Source organism: Bradyrhizobium sp. Arg816 (genome assembly GCF_029989365.1).
In the GTDB taxonomy this organism is placed as follows: Bacteria; Pseudomonadota; Alphaproteobacteria; order Rhizobiales; family Xanthobacteraceae; genus Bradyrhizobium.
In genome coordinates this window covers 51,224-73,624 of sequence record NZ_JAPRAQ010000031.1, presented here as the reverse complement: position 1 = coordinate 73,624, position 22,401 = coordinate 51,224, and the positions used below count along the sequence as shown (strand labels likewise).

The following is a 22,401-nucleotide window of genomic DNA, read 5'->3' as shown; positions in this document are numbered from 1 at the left end:
TAGACAGGGCCGCCATTCCCACCAGGAGATCCCACAATGAGCATTCAGCGTTTCGAAACCGGCCCGCGCATGAGCCAGGTCGTCGTGCACGGCAACACCGTCTATCTCGCCGGCGTCGTCGCCAACAAGGCCGCCGGTGAAAGCGTCACGAAGCAGACCCAGGACATCCTGGCGACCATCGACAGCCATCTCGCCAAGGCCGGCACCGATAAGTCGAAGCTGCTCTCGGCCACGATCTACATCACCGACATGAAGACCTTTGCCGAGATGAACGCGGTGTGGGACGCCTGGGTCTCGCCCGGCAACACCCCGGCTCGCGCCACCGTCGAAGCCAAGCTCGCGGCGGCTCAGTACACCGTCGAGATCATGGTCACCGCGGCGAAGTAAATTTGCGCTGAAATTGTTGCGAACGTCCGAAGCGCGATGAGAGCATCATCGCGCTTCTTTTCTGCGTACGCATGACCTCCGAGGTAATCGATCTACGCGTGCGAACCTTCGATAGTCGAGACAGCCGAACACGGCGCCATCGAAGGAGAGCACCATGACCGACCCCGTCACCATCGCCCGCCGCTACATCGAGCTCTGGAACGAGCGCGCGAGCGGCCGCCGTCGCGAACTGCTCAGCGAAAACTGGACGGCGGATGCGAGCTATGTCGATCCCCTGATGAAGGGCGACGGCCGGGACGGCATCGACGCGCTGATCGCGGGCGTGCAGCAGCGTTTCCCCGACTTCAAGTTCACGCTGATCGGCGAGCCCAATGGCTACGGCGAGCATGTCCGCTTTTCGTGGGGCCTCGGTCCCGACGGTGTCGACAGCCCGATCAAGTGCACCGACTTCGCCGTGCTGAAGGACGGGCGGATCAGGAGCATCACGGGATTTCTGGACCAGGTGCCCGCGGGCGCGTGACGTCTCTTACCCTCCCCTGGAGGGGGAGGGTCGGCTCACATTGAGCGCAGCGAAATGTGAGACGTGGTGGGGTGACAGTCGCACCGATGCGGTGCCCGAGCGGAGAGATCACCCCACCCCGCTCGCGCTGCGCGCGATCGACCCTCCCCCTCCAGGGGAGGGTAAGCAAGAGCCCCGCCCTTAGCTTGCAGTTGCCAGCCGATAGGCTCTCTTCGCGTTCACCCCGAACGCCTTTTCCCGCACCTGCGGCCCAAGCTTCGCCAGGCACGCTTCCAGCGCCCGCTTGATCTCGCCATAGCTCCCGGCAAGCAGACACACCGGCCAGTCCGAGCCGAAGATCAGGCGATCCTCGCCAAAACATGTTGCGGCATGTTGGACGAACGGAAACAGCCGCTCGGCATCCCAGTCACTCCACACCGCCTCTGTCGCGAGGCCCGAAATCTTGCACCAGACATTGCCGCAGGCCGCGAGAGCCGCGACGCGATCGGCCCATTCGGCGCTTCCGCCACCGGCGATCGGCGGTTTTGCGGCGTGGTCGAGCACGAAACGCGCTTGCGGAAAGGCCTGCGCGGTTGCGATCGCGGCGGGCAATTCGCGGGAGCGGACGAGGAAATCGTAGGCGAGATCGCGAGCGAACGTTGCGGCGAGGCCGCGTTGAACGTCCTCGCGCAGCAACCAGTCCGGATCGGCCTCGTCATGCACCTGGTGACGGATGCCGACCAGCTTGTCGCCGCCGGGCGAAGCGCGCAGGCGATCGAGCGTGTCGCCAAGCGCACCGCCCGTCAGATCGGCCCAGCCGACGACGCCAATCACCGAGGGCGTCGCATGCGCGATCCGCAGGAATTCCTCGGTCTCCTCCAGCGCGGAGCGGCACTGCACCAATATGCTCGCGTCGATGCCGTTTGCTTTCAACAGCGGCGCGAGATCGGCGGGGCCGAAGGCGCGGCGGATCGAGGCCAATTCCGGCGCTTCCATCCAGGGATAGTCGGCGCGCGACGGATCCCAAAAATGCTGATGACCGTCGACGATCATGCCTCACGCTCCGCCCGGCAACGGCGCGCGTGCGTCGACGAATTTGCGCGTGCGCAGCTCCTGCCAGAAGGCTTGTGGCACCGCCTTCTCCGACATTGCGATGTTGTCGGAAACTTCCGCGGCGTTGCGCGCGCCCAGCACGGCAATTGTGACCGCCGGATGGGCCATGCAGAACTGGAGCGCGGCGGCCTTCAGCTCGGTCCCGTGCTTGCGGCACAGCTCGTCGAGCTCGAGCGCACGCGCGATCAGCCCGGCGTCGGCGTCCTGATAGTTGAACTTCGCGCCAGAATGCGGATTGGCCAGAATGCCGCTGTTGTAGATGCCGCCGAGCAGGATGCCGATGTTCTTCTCGCGGCAGACCGGAAGCAGCGCATCCAGCGCGCCCTGGTCGAGCAGCGTGTAGCGGCCGGCGAGCAGGAAGCAGTCGACCGGAACGGCTTCCGCAAAACGGAGCAGCATTTCCGACTGGTTCATGCCGGCACCGATCGCCTTGACCGTGCCGTCGGCGCGCAGGCGCTGGAGTGCGCGGAAGGCGCCGGCCACGGCGTCGTCATAGTGATCGTCGGGATCATGCACGAGCAGCACATCGATGCGGTCGAGCCCAAGGCGCGTCAGGCTCTCCTCCACCGAACGCATCACGCCGTCATAGGAGAAATCGAACACCGGCCGCTCGCGCGACGTGCCCTTGTAGTGCTCGTCCTCGGCGGCCGCGCCATCAGGCGCGCGCAGCAGACGACCGACCTTGGTCGAGATGACGTAGGAGTCGCGCGGCTGCTGCCGCAGGAAAGCGCCGAGCCGCCGTTCGGCGAGGCCAAAGCCGTAGAGCGGCGCGGTGTCGTAGAAGCGGATGCCGGCCGACCAGGCACGCTCGATCGTGGCGAGCGCATCGGCGTCGCTGACGGCGGTGAACAATCCGCCGAGCGGGGCCGAACCGAGACCGATTGAGGTGACGTCGAGAGAGCCGAGCCGCGACCGTTTCATTCCCATTGCTTTCCAAAGTCTTCCAACGGTCCAAATCATCTCTCCCGCTTGCGGAAACCGCAAGCGGTAGAGGCTCGCAGGAGCACGGGGCTGGCGACGCTCCTACTTCAACATCTGCGCAACGTTGTCCTTGGTCACGAGATCGAGGCCGGTATAGACGATCTCGGGCACCTTCTCGCCCTTCTTGATGGCGAGCAGCGTGTCCATCGCCTTCTCACCCATCTCGAACGGACGCTGGCCGACCAGGGCATTGGCATAGCCGTCGCGCAGCAGCTCGAGCTGCATCTTCAGCGTATCGGCGACGACCAGCGTGAACTTGCCGGAGTCGATGTCCTTCTTATTCCTGGAGGCGAAGGCCTTGAAGCCTTCGGGGGCGAACATCGGCCAGCCGCCGATGGGAACGATCGCGGCGAGGTCGGGTGTTGCGGTGCGCATATCCGTCATCTGCTGGACCGCCAGCGCCGGATCGTCGTTACAGAAGGTCGGCGAGCCCGCGACCTCGGTCCATTTCGAGCCCTTCAGCGCCTCGCGGACGCCGTCGACGCGCTCGGCGAGATTCTTGGCGCCCGGACCGCCCGAGACCATCGCGTATTTGCCGCCATCGGGCCGCAGCTTCAAGAGCTCCTTGCCGAGCGCGACGCCGAACTCCTTGTTGTTGGTGCCGATATAGGCGATCCGCTTGGAGCCAGGCGCATCGGCATCGAAAGTGATGACGGGGATGCCGGCCGCGGTCGCCGCCTCGATCGACTTGGTCATGGCCGCAACGTCGGCGACCGAGATGGCGAGGCCGTCGACCTTCTGGGTAACGAAGTCCTGGATGATCTGCGCCTGCGTCGCCGGCTCATGCTCCACCGGCCCCTTGTAGATGCACTCGATGTTGCCAAGCTCCTTGGCACGCTTCAGGCAGCCGTCGCGCGCGAAATCGAAGAACGGATTGTTCATCGCCTTGGGCACGATCACGAAACGGTAGTTCGCGGCAAACGCCGGCGTCGCCATTATCGCGACCGCGATGCCGGCAAGAAGAAGTTTCCTCATTGTTTCCTCCACCCTTCTCTGGCGCCCATCCTCTTAAGATCGTCCGGGGAGCGGACAGGCGACATTTTCGTTGCCCTCCCGGAACGACGTCATTTCAGGTCATCCGCGAGCGGATGCGGTCGACCAGCACCGCCAGGATGATGATCACGCCGACCAGCGTCTGCTGCCAGTAGGAGCTGACCTGTGCCAGCACGAGGCCGTTGCGGATCACTTCCAGCAGCACGCAGCCGACGATGGCCCCCAACGGACCGCCGATGCCGCCGGCGAGGTTGGCACCGCCGATGACGGCCGCCGCGATCACGTTGAGCTCGTAGGACGTCGCCATGTTAGCGGGCGCCGAGCCGAGCCAGCCGGAGATGATGATGCCCTGCAGCCCTGCGGCTAGCGCGCAGATCACATAGACCTCGATCTTCACCCGCACGACCGGTATGCCCGTGAGTTCGGCGGCCTTCTCGTTGCCCCCGAGCGCGAACACGTGGCGGCCGAACGAGCTGTGGTGCAGGACCACGGCCATCGCCAGCGCGAGGATCACGAGATAGATGAAGGGCACGGGCACGCCGAGCACGTCGCCCGAGGTGAGCGCGTAGAAGTAATCAGCATCCGGCCCGCCCGGAAAACTGCCGCGGCCGTTGGAGACGACATAGCCGAGCCCGCGCACGATCGAGAGCATGCCGAGCGTGGTGACGAAAGGCGACAGGCCGAGCACGGCGATACAGAAGCCGTTGACGAGGCCCGCGATCAGCGCGACGCCGAGCCCCGCAAGGATCGAGATCAGGAGGATCAGACCGGGCACGTTGGCGAGCACGGTCTTGCCGTCAGCGGCCATATGCACGAACAGCGAGCCTGCGGGCGAGCCGGGCGCCGACAGCTCCGTCATGACCATCGAGGTGATCATGGCGGAGAAGCACATCATCGAGCCGACCGACAGATCGATGCCGCCGGTGATGATCACGAAGGTGACGCCGAGGGTGGCGATGGCGATGAAGGAGAAATTCTTCGCCACATTCTGCATGTTGCCTTCGGTGAAGAAATAGGGGCTGGCGAAATGCATCACCACCAGCAGCATCGCCAGCGCGAGCAGGACATAGCCCGTCTGGGAGGCGAAGATGCCGCGCTGCCACCATTTGATCCGGCCGACATTGGTGAAGCTGATCGGAGATTCCAAGGGCATGGCCATCACGCAGCCTCCTTCGCGCCGGTGATCAGGGCGGTGACTTCCTCGGGCGACGTCTGGTGGATCGGCTTGTCCGCCCGCTTCTCGCCGCGGCGCATGACGATCACGCGGTCGCACACCGCGAACACGTCGGGCATGCGGTGCGAGATCAGCATGACGGCGACGCCCTGCTCCTTCAGCCGATGGATCAGGCCGAGCACCTGCTCGACCTGGCGCACCGAGATCGCGGCGGTCGGCTCGTCCATCATGACCAGCCGCGCGTTGGAGAGCCGCGTCCGCGCGATCGCAACCGCCTGGCGCTGGCCGCCAGACATCTGCTTGACGAGATCGTCGGGGCGCGTCTCCGAGCGCAATTCGCCGAACAGCTCCAGCGCACGCGCCGCCATCGCCTTGTGGTCGAGCAATGCGAGCGGGCCGAACCTGCGCTTCAGCTCGCGGCCGAGGAAGACGTTGGCAGCAGCCGTCAGATTGTCGGCGAGCGCGAGGTCCTGGTAGACGACCTCGATGCCGACGCCGCGGGCATCGACGGGCCGGTTGAAATGGACGGCGTTGCCGGCAAAGCGGATCTCGCCATGGCTGGGACGGAAATTGCCGGCGATGATCTTGACCAGCGTGGACTTGCCCGCGCCGTTGTCGCCCATCAGGCCAACGACCTCGCCGGGCTGGACCTGCAGGTCGACGCCGTGCAGCGCGCGGATTGCGCCGAACTCCTTGCCGATGCCGGTCAGCTCGAGGACCGGTGTCGCTTCAGCCTTTGTCATCAGCGGCCTTCCTCAAACGTAGCGATTGACCAGGGATTCCAGATATTCCTGCCGCCCCGAGCGCGGCCGCGGGTCGAAGCCGGGGCTGAGCGCACGGTCGGCAAGTTCGGCGAGCGAGCGCTGGCCGCCGAGAATGGCCCGGCCCTCGGGCCCCGCCCATCCCCCGTAGCGCTGCGCGAGCGGTGCGGTGAGGGCGCCGGCATCGAGCATGTCGGCGGCGGCGAGGAACGCGCGCGCGCAGGCATCCATCGAGCCGACATGGGCATGGATCAGATCGTCGGGGTCGATCGACTGCCGCCTGATCTTGGCGTCGAAATTGAGCCCGCCCGAGGTGAAGCCGCCGCGATTCAGGATCTCGTGGAACACCAGAGCCAGCTCCGGCACGTTCATCGCGAACTGGTCGGTGTCCCAGCCGAGCAGATCATCGCCGCGATTGACGTCGAGCGAGCCGAAGATGCCGAGCGCCTCGGCGAGCGCGACCTCGTGATGGAAGGAGTGGCCGGCAAGAATGGCGTGGTTCTGCTCGATGTTGAGCTTGACGTCGTTCAGGAGATCGTAGCGTTCCAGGAAGCCGTAGCAGGTGGCGACGTCGAAATCATATTGATGCTTGGTCGGCTCTTTCGGCTTCGGCTCGATCAGGATCGGGCCCTTGAAGCCGATCTTGTGCTTGTGCTCGACGACCAGCGAGATGAAGCGGCCGAGCTGGTCGAGCTCGCGCTTGAGATCGGTGTTGAGCAGCGTCTCGTAGCCCTCGCGGCCGCCCCACAGCACATAGTTCTGGCCGCCGAGTCGGTGCGTCACCTCCAGCGCGGCGCGGACCTGGCCGGCGGCATAGGTGAAGATCTCGGGGTCGGGATTGGTCGCGGCACCCGCCATGTAGCGGCGATGCGTGAACAAATTGGCGGTGCCCCAGAGCAAGCGGACTTTTGCGGAGGCCATCTTCGCTTCGAACAGATCGGCGATCGCGTTGAGATTGGCGACGGACTCGCTGAGCGAAGTGCCTTCCGGCGCCGCATCGACGTCATGGAAGGTGAAGAAGGGCACGTCCAGCAGGCGGAACAGCTCGAAGGCGACATCGGCCTTGGCGCGTGCCTGCGCCATGGCATCAGCACCTTGATGCCAGGGGCGCAGAAAGGTCTCGCCGCCGAACGGATCGCCGCCCGGCCAGCAAAACGAATGCCAGTAGCAGACCGCGAAGCGCAGATGATCCTCGAGCCTGCGGCCATGGACGAGCCGGTCCTTGTCGTACCAGCGGAAGGCGGGCGTGTTTCCCGCATCCTTGCCGCCGAAGGCGACAGGGGCGCTTGCATCGAAGAATTTCGCTGATGCGTTCACTTAAGGCTCTCCTTCAACGCAGGATAAAGTTCGCGCCACCGCCGATAGGCCTCGTCATAGGCCGCTGTGACGGATGCGCGGGGCGCAAAGCTCGCGAGCCGCCGCGGGCGCTTGCACACGTCCGCGGGATCTTCGCCGGTGGCGGCGAGCCGGCCGAGCCGTGCGGCGCCGAGCGCCGCCCCGACCTCGCCTTCCTCGACGCGGTGGACGGGAATGCCGAGCACATCGGCGCAGATCTGCGCCCACAGCGGCGAGCGCGAGCCGCCGCCGACGAGATCGACCTCCGCGATCGGCCCGCTGGCCGCGCTCAGCGCCGCCAGGTTGTCGCGCGCGGCGAAGGCGACGCCTTCCAGCACGGCCTGCACGATCTGGCTGCGCCCGGTCGCACCGCGCAAGCCGACGAACGCGCCGCTGGCGGCGGCATCGTTGTGCGGCGTGCGCTCGCCGTCGAGATAGGGCAGGAATTTTATCGAACTCGGTCCGTCGACACGCTCGCCGAGCGGCGCCAGGAGCGCGGCGGCCGGCGTCTCCATCACGCCCGCGAGCCAGGCCAGCGAAGCCGCGGCCGACAGCATCACGCCCATCTGATGCCAGAGGCCGGGCAGCGCATGGCAGAACGCATGCACGGCCGAAGCCGGCGCCGGTGCAAACCGGTCGGTGACGCGGAACACCACGCCGGAGGTGCCGAGCGACAGGAACGCATCACCCGGTGCGATCGCGCCGAGCCCGATGGCGCTCGCGGCATTGTCGCCGGCACCGCCGGCGATCACGACATCATTGGCCATGCCCCAGCGCCGCGCGAATTCCGGCGCGAGCACTGCACTGACCTCGCTGCCCTCGACGAGGCGGGGCATGTGGTGGAGATCGAGCCCGACGGCGTGCAGCAGCAGCGCCGACCAGCGGCGCAGACCGACATCGAGCCACAGCGTGCCGGCGGCGTCGGACATGTCCTCGACCATCTCGCCGGTGAGGCGATAACGCACATAGGCCTTTGGCAGCAGCACCTTTGCCACGCGCTCGAAGATTTGCGGCTCGTGCCGCGCGACCCAGAGTAACTTTGGCGCGGTGAAGCCGGGCATTGCCAGATTGCCGGCGATCGTGTGCAGCGACGGGCAGCGCCGCTCGAGCGCGACGCATTCGGCATGCGAGCGGCCGTCGTTCCACAGAATAGCGGGGCGCAGCGGCCGTCCATCCTCGTCCAGCAGCGTCGCGCCATGCATCTGGCCGGACAGCCCGATGCCGCGCACCTGCGCGACCTCGCGCGGATGGCGGGCGGCGAGATCGTCGACCGCGCCAACCGCCGCATCGACCCAGGCGTCGGGATCCTGCTCGGACCACAGCGGCGCAGGATGCAACAGCGCAAGCTCGCGCGCGGCCGTCGCGACAATCGCGCCGGTTTCGCTCACGAGCACCGCTTTCACACCGGATGTGCCGATGTCGATACCGAGATACACGCCGTCCTCCCTTTCGCCTGATGCGGTGCGCGATCTCAGAGTCGCCCTTTCCGCAACGGACCGTTTTGAAATCCACCCGCCCCTAAGGCAAATTGTCCCGCATCACGATGTCGATCCTGATCTTCTCCTGTTCGCGCAAAATCGGCTCGCCGCGCGCAAGCGCGAGCAGCACGCGCACGGCGGCGCGCGCTTCATGCCCGGGGTTCTGCGAGATCGCGGCATCCATCACGCCCTGCAACAGCAGCCGGCGCGTCAGTGCGGTGACGTCGTGTCCGACGAACACCACCTGCTTGCCGCGGCCGGCATCGCTCAACGCTTTGGCGACGCCTTGCGTGCCGGCGCCGACGTTATAAAGGCCGACAATGTCAGCATGCCTGCCGAGCAGCCGCGCCAGAACCTGTTCCGAACGGCCGTCTTCGTCGCGCCCCTCCAGCACCGGCAGCACGCTGAGATCGGGGAATTCCGACGCCATCACCTGGCTGAAGCCGAAGATGCGTTCGGAATGGTCGCGCAGGCCCTGCGAGCCCGCGACGATCGCGACCTTGCCGGACCGTTGGCCGACCAGCCGACCGACCAGTGCGCCGGCGGTGCGTCCCGCCGCAATGTTGTCGATGCCGACATAATGGTGGCGACGCGAGGACGGCACGTCCGAGACCAGCGTCACGACCCTGGTCCCGGCGTCGACGAGATCGTTGATCGCGGCGCGGACCCCGGGATGGTCCAGCGCCACCACGGCGACGCCGTCGTAATCGCCAGACAGCGTCTCCAGCGAGGCCGCGAGCACGGACGGGTCGAACACGTCAGTGGCGACCATCTCGACGCCGAGGCGGCGGGCTGAGAGCCAGGCCGACATCTCGCCGAGATAGGCCTCGATCTGCTGCATGAAGGGGTTCGGCCCCGCCGGCATGACAAAGGCAAAGCGGCGGGCACGGCTGCGGGCGAGCTCGGCGGCCGCGACATGCGGCTGGAAGGCGTTGCGCTCGATCGCCGCCTTGACGCGCCGGACCGTATCGGGCCGCACGCCCGGGCGGTTGTGCAGGACGCGGTCGACCGTCGCGAGGCTGACGCCCGCCTCGCGGGCGATGTCCTTCAACGTCAGCGCGGTCGCGGTGAGAGTATCGGCCATGGCTGAAGGTTATCGAGGTGTTTTGAGGTACGCAACTCATTTTGAGACGCACGGCGATGTTTTCGGGCCGAGGTTGCTCCGCGCGGCCTCAGTCGCCCGTCAGGTCGCGCGTCAGGAACAGGCTATTGGGATCCTCGGCATAGCCCTCGAACGGGCCGCAGAGCACAAAACCGTGCGCCTGGTAGAGCGCATGCGCGGGCTTGAAATAATCCCACGAGCCGGTCTCGAGGCTGAGCCGCTTCAAGCCGCGCGCGCGGGCCTCAGTCACGATGTGGCGCAGCATCCGGCCGCCGAAGCCGCGCCTCCGCGTCGTTTGCAGCGTGTGCATCGACTTCACCTCGCCATGGTCGGCCGAGAGCATCTTCAGCGCGCCGGTGGCGACCAGCGTCTCGCCGTCCCAGCCGGTCCAGAACGCAACGTCGCTCGCACGGAGCCCCGCGAGATCGAGCGCATGGGCGCTGCCCGGCGCGGTCTGCGCCCGCGCAGCCGTGACGTGATGGTCGAGCAGCGCAATGACGCGCGGATCAAAGGTATCGCCGGTGCGCACCTGCATCGTCACGGCCTCACCTCACTGGAAAGCCGCTTCTGCATGAGGACCATATCGAGCCAGCGGCCAAACTTGCAGCCGACCTCAGGCATACGGCCAACCTCGGCAAAGCCGAACGACGCGTGCAGCCCGGTCGAGGCGGAATTCGAGGCCTCGATCGCGGCGACCATCGTGTGCTTGTTGAGCGCAGTGGCGCGCTCGATCAGCGCGGCCATCAGGCTGCGGCCGACACCGAGCCGATGATGTTGCTCGCCGACATAGACCGAATTCTCCACGGTGTGGCGATAACCGGGCCAGGGGCGGAAATCGCCGAATGATGCGAAGCCGACGACGTCCCTGCCCTTCATCGCGACCAGCACGGGATAGCCGGCCGCTTGCCGTGCGCACATCCACTCGCGCCGCGAAGCCAGATCAGCCGGTCCGTCGGTCCACACCGCCGTGGTGTTGATCGCGGCGTAATTGTAGATGGCCAAAATATCTTCGGCATCCTCCAGCGTGGCGTCCCGCACGATCAGCGGCATCACATTTTCCCGTACGATGTGCCGCGCCGCGTGATGATGACGTAACGCGCATCCTGTTTGGTTTCGTTCTCGAAGGTCACCGCCCGCATCACGTCGAAATCGAGACAATCGCCATCGCGCAAGCGCACCGTCTTGGCGTCGATATGTACGCAGACCGCGCCCTCCAGCATCAGCAGCTGCTGGGTGAACGCGTTGCGGCCCCAGGGGCTGTAGGAGACGCGCGCTCCGGCCGGCAGATCGACGACGATGATCTCGATGCCGCTTGCCGCATCCGGCGGCGAAGCGTGCCGCCGCCGATAGCCGCTGTCGGGATCGCGCCAAAGCGGCTGGTCGGCAAGCCGCATCAGCCGCTCCGGTGGCTTCTCCGCGAGCGCGACGACGTCACTGAGGGTGACGTCGAGCGCCGCGCAGAGCTTGTTGAGCAGCGCAGCGGTGGCGCTGCTCTGCGCCCGCTCCACCCGCCCGATCATGGCCCGGCTGACACCGGAGCGCGTCGCGAGTTCGTTCAACGTCATGCCCGCCTGCGTCCTCAACGTCTTCAAGCGACGACCGATCGCACGGTCGAGTTTCTGCTGGTCCATGGTTGCTGGTCCTGGCCGTCATCCGAACATTGCCCGACGCAAGGACCGCATCCGCGGGGCAAGAAGAGCTTAGGCCGGGGAAGCGGTGTGTGCCGGGAGCGAAGGGCTAATATATTGGAATCTTTGGAGGCCAAACATCGCAATGAGGCCCGTGCTTAATTCGACAACCAAGGCGGGTACAATCCAACGTCGATTGCATTTGAGAAGCAGCAGGGTAGAGTTTCCTGATTGCCAGTTCTATCGGGCCATTCGGATTCAGGCTCGAGATCTATTAGCGGGTGTAGCCATGCCCACCAATTCGGACGCCATCGTCAGTGCAGGGCTTTGGATAATCGCGATCGTGTGTCTCGCGCTTGGCATTCTCAATATGTTCGGCGCCATCAAGATCACCGCCGACGAGAGCACGAAGTTTCTGCTGGGACTCGCGGTCGTAATCGGGGTCGTCCTGATCTTCCGAGACCGCTTGACCAAAGTCGTTCTCCCCGGGGGGATTACGGCGGAGATCTCAGCGGTCAAAAGAAGCGTTCAAGATGTTGCCGCAGCAACGGAGGAGCTGAAATCCAGACAAACAGAAATTGCGGCCCCGAAGATGGCAATCCTGGCTCCGTCCGTAACAACCAGGCACGCTCCACAAATGCCGATTGAAGACCCGGAGGACAAGAACAAAGGCCAGTTCGGCAGAGAGGCAGCCAAGAATGGCCTACGCCTGTCGGCTACCGTCCAACCTTCCGACGTGCGGCCGGGATGGTTCAGGATTGATCTTGCAGTTACGGGCCTCGACCGAAAATTGGTCGATCCGGTCGCGTTTCATCTGCACGAAACGTTCAACCCCGCGGTGCAGCCGGTCAATCCGATCAACGATCAAGCTCGGCTCACAGTACTGGCGTGGGGTGCTTTTACGGTCGGGGCGATTGCCGACCATGGCAACACGCTGCTGGAGCTTGACCTCTCGGCAGACACGACCTTCCCGAAAGCCTTTCGAGAGGCATGATCTCAAGGTCGGCGGCGCAATGGGTGAGCTGGCTTGCTGCCGTAAGACGCCCATCGGCAAAAAAATTGGAGCGGGCGAAGGGAATCGAACCCTCGTATGCAGCTTGGGAAGCTGCCGTTCTACCATTGAACTACGCCCGCGAATGCGCGTCTCACGCCAACCCTGATTAGCCGAGACGGCGTCCCTCGCCAAGCGCTTTGGCGCGGTCAGCCGGACGGATGTTAACGTCCTGGCAAGATTTTGGGTGCGCCGGATTGTGGCGGTGTTATGATCACGCGTCTGGGGAGACGTGCACTGAGTGGGGCGTGTGCATGGTGGGGCGTGGCTACGCGATATTCAACACGGCCATAGGGCGCTGCGGCATCATCTGGAGCAGCACCGGTGTGGTTGCCGTGCAATTGCCGGAGGCGCGGGAGATCGACACCCGCCGCCGGATTTTCGCGGTCCATCCCGAGGCGCGCGAGCAGCAGCCTCCGCTGAATGCCGAGCTTGCGATCGAGGGCATCGTGGGCCTTCTGCAGGGCGGCGACCCTGATTTTTCCGAGGTCAGCCTGGACGCCGGCGGCGTGCCCGGCTTCCACCGGCGCGTTTATGAAGCCGCCTGCGCCATTCCGCGCGGGGAGACGCGCACCTATCACGAGATCGCCAAGGCGCTGGGCGCCTCCGGCGCCGCGCATTCGGTGGCGCAGGCGATCGCCAAAAATCCCTACATGCTGATCGTGCCCTGCCACCGGGTGCTGGAGGCCGGCAATTACGCCGACCGGCTCTCGCCTGACGGCGGGGTGATCTCCAAGCGGCGGCTGCTGGCGCTCGAGGGCGCGCATCCGGTCGCGAGCAAGACGCTGTTCGAGGTGCTGCTGCCCGTTGCCCCACCGAGGCCCTCCAGCTAAGGCGCGATCTCGATCGCACTTTAGCTCCGTTTTTTTAGGCATGATCTTGTTGGACAACCGCTACACACTTGTCCGGATCATGCCTAGATAGGTGGCATGGACGCGACCACGCTGCTGACCACGCAATCGATCATCGTCTCCGAGTTTCGCTGCGATGCGGGACCGGACGACAAACCGTTCGCGGAGTGCCGCACCGGCCATTCCATTGCCTATGTCCGCTCCGGCAGCTTCGGCTGCCAGTGCCGCGCCGGCTTCTTCGAGCTGGTGGCGGGCTCGATGCTGGTCGGCGCTCCCCGCGAGGAATACACTTGCACGCATGAGCATGTCAGCGGCGACGTCTGCCTGGGCTTCTTCTTCAGCGAAGACATGGTCAATGCCCTCGGGGGACGGCGCGAGATCTGGCAGGTCGGCGCGACACCGCCGCTGCCCGAGCTGATGGTGCTGGGCGAACTCGCCCAGACGGCCGCAGATGGCAACAGCGACCTCGGTCTCGACGAGGTCGGTCAAATTCTGGCCGGCCGCTTCGTCGATGTCGTCTCGGGCAAGGCGCGGAAGCCGGCCACGCCCACCGCACGCGACCGCCGCCGCGCGGTCGAAGCGGCGCTGTGGATCGACGCCAACTCGCATGCCGAGGTCGATCTCGAACAGGCGGCGCGGCAGGCGGGCCTCAGCCCGTTCCATTTCCTGCGGCTGTTCTCGGCCGTGCTCGGCGTCACCCCGCATCAATATCTGGTGCGCTCGCGGCTACGCCACGCGGCGCGGCTGCTGACAGATGATGACATCGCGGTCACCGACGTCGCCTATGACGTCGGCTTCGGCGATCTCTCCAATTTCGTCCGCACCTTCCATCGCGCCGCCGGCGTGTCGCCGACGAAGTTCCGGCAGGCATCGAAGGGCGAGCGCAAGATTCTCCAAGAGCGCGCGACCCTCAACTGAATAGGGTCGTCTCCGGCGCGCGCCAGTTGCGGCGCGCTTTGCAATGGAGACGATCATGTACGACCATATCGGACTGCGTGTTGCCGACCTCGACGCCGCCACGCGCTTCTACACCGCGGTGCTGGCCCCGCTCGGCTACGCCCTGTGCTCCAGCGGCGACGGCTATGGGGGCTTCGGGCCGAAGGGCGAGCCGGCGCTCTGGTTGCACCTGAACAAGGGACGCAAGGCCGACGGCGCGCATATCGCCTTCCGCGCCAAGGACCATGACGCGGTCAAGGCATTCCACAGCGAGGGCCTGAAGAGCGGCGGCCGCGACAATGGCGGCGCCGGCCCGCGCAAGGACTATAGCCCGACCTACTACGCGGCGTTCCTGATTGATCCCGATGGCAACAACATCGAGGCGGTTTGTGTGTGAGCTCTCTCCTCCGTCATTGCGAGGAGCTCTTGCGACGAAGCAATCCAGATTGTCTCTGCGGAAACATCTCTGGATTGCTTCGCTACGCTCGCAATGACGGTGTTTGTGGTGACGACTTTCCCAATCAAGGACACCTTCATGGCCTCCATCCACAACGACATTTCCCTCCCCGTTCCCGCCCGCGACGTCTGGGACGCCGTACGAGATTTCGGAGCGCTGCCTCAGCGGCTGGCGCCGGGCTTCGTCACCGCCTGCACGCTCGACGGCGATGCACGCATCGTCACCTTCGCCAATGGATCAGTGGCACGCGAGGTGCTGGTCGATTGCGACGATGCGCGGCAGCGGCTGGTCTACGCCATCAACAACGAGCGGCTGAGGCATTACAGCGCCTCGGTGCAGGTGATCGCCGAGGGCGAGACGAGCTGCCGCCTTGTCTGGATCATCGACATGCTGCCGAACGAGCTTGCGGCTTACGTCCAGGGGCAGACCAGGGACGCCGTCGCCGCGATACACCGGGCGTTCCCGGCCGTGGCGGCGTGATCTTTCTCACAGAGCCCTGCCCTCGCCGGCCCTAACGATGGCCGCGTGCGTCCGGTTGGCTCCGCTCTCCCGGCGGAGCCACGCACGCGAGGAGCAGGCCATGAGAGGTGCGGATAAAGTGATCTGCCAGGCAGCCGCCGTGCTGCTGCTGTTTTCGATCTCGAGCGCGCCGGCAAAGGCGCAGTTCCTCGGCGGCGGAGGCGCCGGCGGCGAGGACATGATGACCCAGATGGCGCCGATGCTGGAGATGATGAAGGCGAAGATGGGCAAGCGCCGCTTCGCCATGCTGATGCAGACCATGGGTCCGATGATGAGCCGCATGATGGACAATGGCGGCGGCGGGCTCGGCAGCATGATGGGCGGCGGCGGCAATTTCGGCGGTGGCTTCGGCGCGCCCAACTACGGCGGCTACACGCCGATGGGCGGTGGCGGCTACATGCCGACCGGAGTGAGCGGCATGGGTGGCGGCGACATCATGGGCATGCTCGGCGGCACCAGTGGCGGCGACATGATGGCGATGATTCCGCAATTGATGCGGCTCGCCAATGTCGGCGGTGGCGGCCATCGCCGCCACAGGCACCGTTAGTCGGCAGCCGAAAGAGCCGGCCTGATCGCAGGCTTGTTCTCGCGCGGCCCCCAGCGTGTCAGCACCACGCTGGAGCACGAGAGCAGGCCGAGCACGACCATCGAGCTGGCGGCCAGCCAGAAGAAGCTCTGCGCGGTGGCGTCGTGCGTCGACAGCCACCAGCCGATCGCCGCGATGTAGATCAGGCGCGTGGTCTGCGCCAGCACCGGACCGATCACCTTCGCCGCGCCCTGCGACGAGAAATACATCGTCGAGGCGAGCCCGATGAAGGCGTAGAATGGTGCCACCGTCGACAGATATTGATGGCTGGTCGCGCGCACGGTGGCGCTGTCGGTGAAGATGTTGACCCAGAGATCTGGGAACAGCGCGACGAGGCACGCCGGCGCGCCGACGGCGACGAACGCGCTCGCACCGGCGATCCAGGCGATGCGCCGGGCGCGCGCGATGCGCACCGCGCCGATCGCCATGCCGATCATCGGCACCGAGGCGATGCCGAACGAGAACGCGATCGAGGTCAGCAAAAATTCCAGCCGCGCGCCGATGCCGTAGCCGGCGAGGATCGCAGTGCCGAACTTTGCCAGCATGTGGGTGAAGATCGAGATCGTCAGCACCGATTGCAGCGGCGAGAAGCAGGCGATGGCGCCGACCTTGAGGATGTCGAAGAACATCGCCCATTGGACCCGCAGCCCGCGCAGTTTCGGTACGATTCGGGCGCGGCCGGAGAACAGGTACCAGCCCATCACACAGATGTTCATGGAATAGGCGATCAGCGAGCCGGCCGCGACGCCGCGCATGCCGAACTGCGGCACGGGCCCGAGCCCGAGGCCCAGCGTGCCGCCAAGCACGACCTGCATGACCGCGGAATTCAGCATCAACAGCGAGGGCAGCTTCATGTTGCCGGTGCCGCGCAACACGCCGGCCATGGTGTTGAGCAGCCACGGCAGCACGGCCCCGCCAAAAAACACCTGTGTGTAGGCGATCGCATGCGTCAGCACATCCCCGCGTCCGCCGAGCATTTCCAGAACGCGCGGCCCGAAGATCAGCATACCCAGCATGAAGACGAGGCCGAAGGTGATGCCGATCAGCAGTGCATGTGCGGCGAGCGTGCCGGCGCGCTCGCGGTCGCCTGCGCCGAGCGCCCGCGCAATGGCCGACGCCACGGCGCCGCCCATGGCCCCGCCGGACATCGTCATGGTCAGGATCACTGTCGGAAACACCAGCGCCATTGCGGCTAGCGCCTCGACGCCGAGCCGACCGATATAGGAGGTCTCCGCGATCACCACACAGGTGCCGGCCGACAGCGCGACCACGTTCGGCCAGGCGAGGCCGAGCAGCGTGCGCAGAATCGGCCCGTCCATCAGCGCGCTTCGTACCGGCCGCGGAGGCGGCGGCAACGGACGCTCTTGTTCATCGACCGGGATTTCGGCGATGTCGGACATGTCCTCTCCCGGGCGCAGGCCATTCGCGGCGCGGCAATGCGTAGGTGTGCCAATAAATTTCTTCGCGCGGAAGGCGCGGCGACAGGCTTAGCACGGCATTTGCCGATTCCTCCTGCGCCGGATGCAGGCGTGCCCTGCGGCAGCGCATTTCAAGTGGTGGAATTACTCAATGGTCCACACCAGCGGCGGCCGACCGCCCGCTGTCGGGCGCAGGTGCACGCCGATGTGCCGCCCGCATCCGGCAGCGAGCCCCTCGAACAACCCTTCCAGCACCTTGGTGCAGGCGCGATGATAGTCGGCGACGTCATCCATCAGCTTCCAGCTCTGCTGACGAAATTCAAACGTGCCTTCCGATGCCGTCGTCTCGGCAGAGTCATCCTGCGCGGCAAACAGCGCATTCAGGAACGCTGCGAACTCGCTGGCGCCGCCGCGGCTCATTGCGAGCGCCGCTGCAACCTCGTCGAAATACTGCATCCCGATCAGCTTGCCCGTGAGATGCAGGAGATAGCCGGCGTCTTCCGGGCCGAACAATTGCACCATGACGGGCGCGGCGGTGCGCACATATTCCATCGCGTAGTTGCGGTAGGCTTTTTCCAGCCGCGGCTTCGGCCAGCTCGCGACGGGCAAGGCAGGCGCGGTCTTAGCGTCGAACAATGGCGCTTCCAGATGGCGCGCGAACACCAGGCGCTGGTCCACCTCGAGCGGGTGGTCGTACTGATGATAATAGCCTTCGAGCCCGTCCTGACCGTCGACGCTTTGCTTGGTGCAGACGAAGCCGAGCCTGAGATCGCCGAGCGCGACGCCATTGTTGGCGTGCCAGCCGCGCAGCATCGCGCGCGAGACCTCACCCGGCACGCCACAGATCGCGGTACCCTTCCAGATCCAGCGCGGCGGCGGATAGCGGATCCAGGCTTTGCAGTCGCTCTCATACATGTACTCGACATGCACGCCGCCGATCCAGTTGGAGAGATAGTGATATTGCGCGGCGGCCACCGCCGGCGGCAGATGACTGAGACCGAGCTTCTCGAGCCCCGGCAGGAAGCGCTCCTGCTGCTGGCGGCGAAACACGCGGAAGACGAATTCGGCAGCATCCGCCGTACCGCGCCGCGTGACGACGGTGAGGATGAGGCCGGTGAAGTAGGCGTGATAGAGGTCGGCGACCGCGCGCCAGCGCTTCCATTGCGCTTCTTGTGCTGCGTCTGATGCGGCGGTCATGTTCGCTCCCGATCGTTGTTTTGCGGGAGTGTGTCATCGCGGATGGGGTGACGCAACACGCCACAAGCTCGGTGTCATCACCCTGCGAAGACCGGGCGATCCAGTATTCCAGAGGCGCTTGTGATTGAGTCGAGAGGCCGTGGCGTACTGGATTCCCCGCCTTCGCGGGGAATGACAGCGGAGGGTGGGCTATTACTACACCCGGAAATGCTTGCTCAGCTTCAGCCCCTGCGCCTGGTAGTTCGAGCCGATGCGCTGGCCGTACATCGCGTCGGGGCGCGCCAGCATCTTCTCGTAGACGAGACGGCCGACGATCTGGCCGTGCTCGAGAATGAACGGCACTTCGCGCGAGCGCACTTCCAACACGGCGCGCGATCCCTGCCCGCCGGCGCCGGCATAGCCGAAGCCGGGATCGAAGAAGCCGGCATAGTGCACGCGGAACTCGCCGACCAGGGGATCGAACGGCACCATCTCCGCGGCGTAATCGGGCGGCACCTGCACGGCTTCCTTGGAGGCGAGGATGTAGAACTCGCCGGGGTCGAGGATCAGGCTGCCATCGGGACGCGCCGAGATCGGCTCCCAGAAATCCTCCACCGCATAGCCGGAGCGGCGGTCGACGTCGACGACGCCGGTGTGGCGCTTGGCGCGGTAGCCGACGAAGCCGTTGGCCTTCTCGCCGGAGAGGTCGACGGAGACGGCGACGCCGCCGGTGAGATCAGCATCGTCGAGATCGACCAGACGCTCGGTCGCATGCAGCGCCTCGAGCTCGTCGATGTTGAGGATGGCATCTCCGGTGCGGAAGCGCACCTGGCTCAAGCGCGAGCCCTCGCTGACCAGCACCGGAAACGTCTTCGGGCTGATCTCGGCGTAGAGCGGGCCGTGATAGCCGGCGCCGATCATGTCGAAGCGGCGGGTGCCGTCGGCGATGACGCGTGTGAAGACATCGAGCCGGCCGGTCGAACTTTTCGGGTTCGCGGCGGCGACGATCTCCGGCGGCAGCGCCAGGCTTTCCAAGAGCGGCACGATGTAGACGCAATTGGTCTCCAGCACCGCGCCATCGGTGAGGCTGAACTCGTGCAGCTTCAACTCGTCGATGCGCTCGGCGACGGTCGCGCCGGGACCGGGCAGGAAGCTGGCGCGAACGCGATACGCGATGTCACCGAGGCGGAGGTCGAGGCTCGCCGGCTGGATCTGGCTCTCGACGAAGTCATAAGCGGGCAGGATGAGGCCTGCCTCCGCCATCGCTGCGATCATGCGGTCGGGCAGGATACCATTGGCGTCGGCGGCAACCGTGAAGCTCAACCAGGGGTCCTCGTCGGGGGTCAAACGCATCCGGACATGCGGGAAATACTAGCCTTTTACGGCTATCCGATGGACGCCTTGACGGAAAGGCCATTGCGGAATATGAGCATCACTTATCCCGTGGTGATTTGAGCCGGCCGGCTTGCAGCCACGTTAAATAAGTCGCTAAACAGGCCGGGGACCTCTGTGATCCCGGCCCGTGGAAGTTATCCAGGCCGGTTTTTTTGTGACCATTTTCGATGGTCACGCAGAGGAGGTCCTATGTCGAAGTCCCCGGCGTCCACCACGCAATACCGTCCTGAAACCCGTCTGGTTCATTCCGGCACCCTGCGCTCGCAATATGGCGAGACGTCGGAGGCGCTGTTCCTGACCCAGGGCTATGTCTACAACAGCGCCGAGGAGTGCGAGGCGCGGTTCAAGGGCGAGGACCCCGGCTTCATCTATTCGCGCTACTCCAACCCCACCATCGCGATGTTCGAGCGCCGCATGATCGAGCTCGAGGGCGCCGAGGCGGCGCGCTCGGCCGCAACCGGCATGGCCGCGGTGACGACCGCGATCCTGGCGCCGCTGAAGGCCGGCGATCACGTGGTCGCCTCGCGCGCCCTGTTCGGCTCGTGTCTCTACGTCATCCAGGACTTGCTGCCGCGCTACGGCATCGAGACCACGCTGGTGGACGGGGCCGATCTCGACCAGTGGCAGCGTGCGCTCAGGCCGAACACCAAGACGTTCTTCCTGGAAAGCCCGACCAATCCGACGCTCGACGTGCTCGACATTCCCGGCATTGCCGAGATCGCGCACGGCGGCGGCGCGCGGCTCGTCGTCGACAACGTGTTTGCGACACCGATCTGGCAGAGCCCGCTCGCACTCGGGGCCGACGTCGTGGTCTATTCCGCGACCAAGCACATCGACGGCCAGGGCCGTTGTCTCGGCGGCATCATCCTGTCGTCGGAAGCGTTCATCGCCGAGCACATCCACAATTTCATGCGCCAGACCGGCCCGTCGATCTCGCCGTTCAACGCGTGGGTCCTGCTCAAGGGCCTGGAGACGCTCGGCGTACGCGTGCGTGCGCAGACCGAGACGGCGGGACGCATCGCCGACGTGCTGGCGAGCCATCCGAAGATTTCGCGCCTGGTCTATCCCGGCCGCGCCGACCATCCGCAGGCAGCTCTCGTGAAGAAGCAGATGCGCGGCGGCTCGACGCTGGTCGGCTTCGAGGTCAAGGGCGGCAAGCAGGGCGCGTTCCGCGTGCTCAACGAGCTCAAGCTTGCAAAAATCTCGAACAATCTCGGCGATGCCAAGAGCCTCGTCACGCATCCGGCGACCACGACGCATCAGCGCCTCAAGCCGGAAGACCGCGCCGCGCTCGGCATCAGCGAGGGCTTCATCCGCTTCTCGGCGGGGCTCGAGCATGCGGATGATCTGATCGAGGATCTGACCGCGGCGCTGGAGAAGGCGTGAGGCTCTTACCCTCCCCTGGAGGGGGAGGGTCGATCGCGCGAAGCGCGAGCGGGGTGGGGTGATCTCTCCAAGCGGGCAGTATTCGATGCGGAAGCACCGTCACCCCGCCCCGCTCCGCATTCCGCTTCGCTGCATGCGAAGCGACCCTCCCCCTCCAGGGGAGGGTGAGCGAAGCTCACATCGGCCGATACGTCCGCACATCAGCCGGCACATTCACGCCGAGCTTGATCTGACCGACGGAGCGGATGATGTCGTCGCCGAGGAGCTGGGCGAAGCAGGCATAGCCCCAATCGTTCATGTGCAGGCCGTCGGCGATCACGAAACTCTCGACCGGGATCGATTGCTTCTCGTGCCAGTCGCGCATCACCTCGAAGCGGGGGAAGATGCCGACGTGACGAAGCTCGGCGACCTTGCCGAGCAGCTGCACCATCTTGCCGGCGCTCTCCTTGCGCTGGTTCACGGCCGGCGAGTATTGCGGATCGACCAGCACGATGTCGGCCCCGCCGGCGGCCTGGATGCGGGAGATGCCGTCCTCGACCATCTTGGCGGTGTCACCGGGATCGAGATTGCGCAGCACCGCATTGGTGCCGACCTGCCAGATCACGAGATCCGGATGCACGTCGATCACCTCCTTCTGGAGGCGCTTCATCATCTCGGGCGCGTCCTCGCCGCCGACGCCCGCATTGATGACGGTGATGTCGGCGCTCGGATATTGCCGCCGGAGCTGCGCGGCGAGGCGGTTCGGATAGTTGAAATCGGGCGAGCTCGCGCCATAGCCTGCCGTCGACGACGAGCCGAACGCAACGATCGCGACGGGTTTGCCGGCGGCGAGCTTGCCCGCGACATGCGGCAGCGAGCCCATCGTCTTCGCGCCGCCCTTCGGTGCGAGGCAAGGCACGCGGCTGAAAATGTCGCCGGCGGATTTCGCGACCTGCTTCACCTTGTCGATGGCGCGCGCGGTCACGCCGCGCTGTTCGGGGGACGTCACGGCGACGGTGGTCTGGGAGGGCGAAGCGGGAGCCGGACTAGCGGCCTGCTGCGGCGCGGGCGTTGCCTGCATGGCCTGCGCCTGCACCGGTGCCAGCGACACCGGCGTCAGCAACAGCAGAGCCGCCGCGGGGGCAGCCAGCCACGCCGTCAGGCAAAAAGGGCGGAGAGAACTCATTAACGCTAGA

The 22,401-nt window shown here is 65.7% G+C and carries 24 protein-coding genes, 1 tRNA gene and 1 riboswitch; of the genes, 9 read left to right on the top strand and 16 right to left on the bottom strand.

Annotated elements, in window-relative coordinates:
* Positions 1–36: 36 nt before the first annotated feature.
* Together OWC48_RS40885 and OWC48_RS40880 are read left to right on the top strand one after the other, a co-directional pair.
* A complete protein-coding gene (locus tag OWC48_RS40885; protein ID WP_014491332.1) occupies positions 37–387 on the top strand; it encodes a RidA family protein in 351 nt (116 codons plus the stop codon).
* 154 nt (positions 388–541) lie between these two features.
* Positions 542–907: a nuclear transport factor 2 family protein gene (locus OWC48_RS40880; RefSeq protein WP_282525078.1), complete on the top strand. Its 366-nt coding sequence runs from the start codon at positions 542–544 to the stop codon at positions 905–907.
* A gap of 180 nt (positions 908–1,087) precedes the next feature.
* Here OWC48_RS40880 and OWC48_RS40875 read toward each other — a convergent pair whose 3' ends face one another.
* From OWC48_RS40875 to OWC48_RS40825, 11 genes are all read right to left on the bottom strand, one after another.
* Positions 1,088–1,939 (bottom strand): amidohydrolase, encoded by an 852-nt coding sequence (locus OWC48_RS40875; protein ID WP_282525077.1) that lies wholly within the window; start codon positions 1,937–1,939, stop codon positions 1,088–1,090.
* Between the two features lie 3 nt (positions 1,940–1,942).
* Positions 1,943–2,920, bottom strand: coding sequence for an aldo/keto reductase (locus OWC48_RS40870; protein ID WP_282525076.1), 978 nt, complete (start codon positions 2,918–2,920; stop codon positions 1,943–1,945).
* 102 nt (positions 2,921–3,022) lie between these two features.
* Positions 3,023–3,955, bottom strand: a complete 933-nt coding sequence (locus OWC48_RS40865; RefSeq protein WP_282525075.1) for a sugar-binding protein — start codon at positions 3,953–3,955, stop codon at positions 3,023–3,025.
* Positions 3,956–4,049: 94 nt separating this feature from the next.
* The gene (locus OWC48_RS40860; RefSeq protein ID WP_282525074.1) at positions 4,050–5,132 is read right to left on the bottom strand and encodes an ABC transporter permease; all 1,083 of its coding nucleotides are present in this window, start codon (positions 5,130–5,132) and stop codon (positions 4,050–4,052) included.
* A complete protein-coding gene (locus OWC48_RS40855) occupies positions 5,132–5,890 on the bottom strand; it encodes an ATP-binding cassette domain-containing protein (RefSeq protein WP_014491326.1) in 759 nt (252 codons plus the stop codon). The genes OWC48_RS40860 and OWC48_RS40855 overlap by 1 nt, the downstream gene beginning before the upstream one ends.
* Before the next feature lie 12 nt (positions 5,891–5,902).
* Positions 5,903–7,225 carry a xylose isomerase gene (xylA, locus tag OWC48_RS40850; RefSeq protein ID WP_282525073.1) on the bottom strand — a complete coding sequence of 441 codons (1,323 nt, stop codon included), beginning with the start codon at positions 7,223–7,225 and terminating at the stop codon, positions 5,903–5,905.
* The gene (xylB, locus tag OWC48_RS40845) at positions 7,222–8,679 is read right to left on the bottom strand and encodes a xylulokinase (RefSeq protein WP_282525072.1); all 1,458 of its coding nucleotides are present in this window, start codon (positions 8,677–8,679) and stop codon (positions 7,222–7,224) included. The genes xylA and xylB overlap by 4 nt, the downstream gene beginning before the upstream one ends.
* An 82-nt stretch (positions 8,680–8,761) precedes the next feature.
* Positions 8,762–9,805 (bottom strand): LacI family DNA-binding transcriptional regulator, encoded by a 1,044-nt coding sequence (locus OWC48_RS40840; protein ID WP_282525071.1) that lies wholly within the window; start codon positions 9,803–9,805, stop codon positions 8,762–8,764.
* 88 nt (positions 9,806–9,893) lie between these two features.
* Complete coding sequence (locus OWC48_RS40835; RefSeq protein ID WP_282525096.1) at positions 9,894–10,358, bottom strand: GNAT family N-acetyltransferase; 465 nt, start codon at positions 10,356–10,358, stop codon at positions 9,894–9,896.
* 2 nt (positions 10,359–10,360) lie between these two features.
* Positions 10,361–10,873: a GNAT family N-acetyltransferase gene (locus OWC48_RS40830; RefSeq protein ID WP_282525070.1), complete on the bottom strand. Its 513-nt coding sequence runs from the start codon at positions 10,871–10,873 to the stop codon at positions 10,361–10,363.
* Complete coding sequence (locus OWC48_RS40825) at positions 10,873–11,454, bottom strand: helix-turn-helix domain-containing protein (protein WP_028160282.1); 582 nt, start codon at positions 11,452–11,454, stop codon at positions 10,873–10,875. The genes OWC48_RS40830 and OWC48_RS40825 overlap by 1 nt, the downstream gene beginning before the upstream one ends.
* 286 nt (positions 11,455–11,740) lie before the next feature.
* Here OWC48_RS40825 and OWC48_RS40820 point away from each other — a divergent pair, with 286 nt between their 5' ends.
* Entirely contained in the window at positions 11,741–12,445 is a 705-nt protein-coding gene (locus OWC48_RS40820) for a pYEATS domain-containing protein (protein WP_282525069.1), read from the top strand.
* A gap of 66 nt (positions 12,446–12,511) precedes the next feature.
* Here OWC48_RS40820 and OWC48_RS40815 read toward each other — a convergent pair.
* Positions 12,512–12,585 (bottom strand) — tRNA-Gly (locus OWC48_RS40815).
* Between the two features lie 171 nt (positions 12,586–12,756).
* On the opposite strand from OWC48_RS40815, the gene OWC48_RS40810 reads away from it, so the two are divergent.
* The 5 genes from OWC48_RS40810 (at position 12,757) to OWC48_RS40790 (ending at position 15,812) form a co-directional block, all read left to right on the top strand.
* Complete coding sequence (locus OWC48_RS40810; protein ID WP_282525068.1) at positions 12,757–13,335, top strand: methylated-DNA--[protein]-cysteine S-methyltransferase; 579 nt, start codon at positions 12,757–12,759, stop codon at positions 13,333–13,335.
* Between the two features lie 96 nt (positions 13,336–13,431).
* Complete coding sequence (locus tag OWC48_RS40805) at positions 13,432–14,271, top strand: helix-turn-helix transcriptional regulator (protein WP_282525067.1); 840 nt, start codon at positions 13,432–13,434, stop codon at positions 14,269–14,271.
* 55 nt (positions 14,272–14,326) lie between these two features.
* A complete protein-coding gene (locus OWC48_RS40800; protein WP_282525066.1) occupies positions 14,327–14,686 on the top strand; it encodes a VOC family protein in 360 nt (119 codons plus the stop codon).
* 138 nt (positions 14,687–14,824) lie between these two features.
* A complete protein-coding gene (locus OWC48_RS40795; RefSeq protein WP_282525095.1) occupies positions 14,825–15,226 on the top strand; it encodes an SRPBCC family protein in 402 nt (133 codons plus the stop codon).
* A 100-nt stretch (positions 15,227–15,326) separates the two neighbouring features.
* Positions 15,327–15,812 (top strand): hypothetical protein, encoded by a 486-nt coding sequence (locus tag OWC48_RS40790; protein WP_282525065.1) that lies wholly within the window; start codon positions 15,327–15,329, stop codon positions 15,810–15,812.
* Here the strand turns inward: OWC48_RS40790 and OWC48_RS40785 are convergent.
* From OWC48_RS40785 to OWC48_RS40775, 3 genes are all read right to left on the bottom strand, one after another.
* Complete coding sequence (locus OWC48_RS40785) at positions 15,809–17,251, bottom strand: MATE family efflux transporter (protein ID WP_282525064.1); 1,443 nt, start codon at positions 17,249–17,251, stop codon at positions 15,809–15,811. The two genes, OWC48_RS40790 and OWC48_RS40785, sit on opposite strands and share 4 nt — an antisense overlap.
* A 162-nt stretch (positions 17,252–17,413) precedes the next feature.
* Positions 17,414–18,466: a hypothetical protein gene (locus tag OWC48_RS40780; protein ID WP_282525063.1), complete on the bottom strand. Its 1,053-nt coding sequence runs from the start codon at positions 18,464–18,466 to the stop codon at positions 17,414–17,416.
* A 195-nt stretch (positions 18,467–18,661) separates the two neighbouring features.
* On the bottom strand, positions 18,662–19,798 hold the full coding sequence (locus OWC48_RS40775) for a 2'-deoxycytidine 5'-triphosphate deaminase (RefSeq protein ID WP_404979889.1): 1,137 nt from the start codon (positions 19,796–19,798) through the stop codon (positions 18,662–18,664).
* A gap of 80 nt (positions 19,799–19,878) precedes the next feature.
* Positions 19,879–19,958, top strand: a riboswitch (SAM riboswitch).
* A 71-nt stretch (positions 19,959–20,029) separates the two neighbouring features.
* On the opposite strand from OWC48_RS40775, the gene OWC48_RS40770 reads away from it, so the two are divergent.
* Entirely contained in the window at positions 20,030–21,226 is a 1,197-nt protein-coding gene (locus tag OWC48_RS40770) for an O-succinylhomoserine sulfhydrylase (protein ID WP_282525062.1), read from the top strand.
* A gap of 175 nt (positions 21,227–21,401) precedes the next feature.
* On the opposite strand, the gene OWC48_RS40765 is transcribed toward OWC48_RS40770, so the two are convergent.
* Positions 21,402–22,391 carry an SGNH/GDSL hydrolase family protein gene (locus OWC48_RS40765; RefSeq protein WP_282525061.1) on the bottom strand — a complete coding sequence of 330 codons (990 nt, stop codon included), beginning with the start codon at positions 22,389–22,391 and terminating at the stop codon, positions 21,402–21,404.
* Positions 22,392–22,401 lie beyond the last annotated feature (10 nt).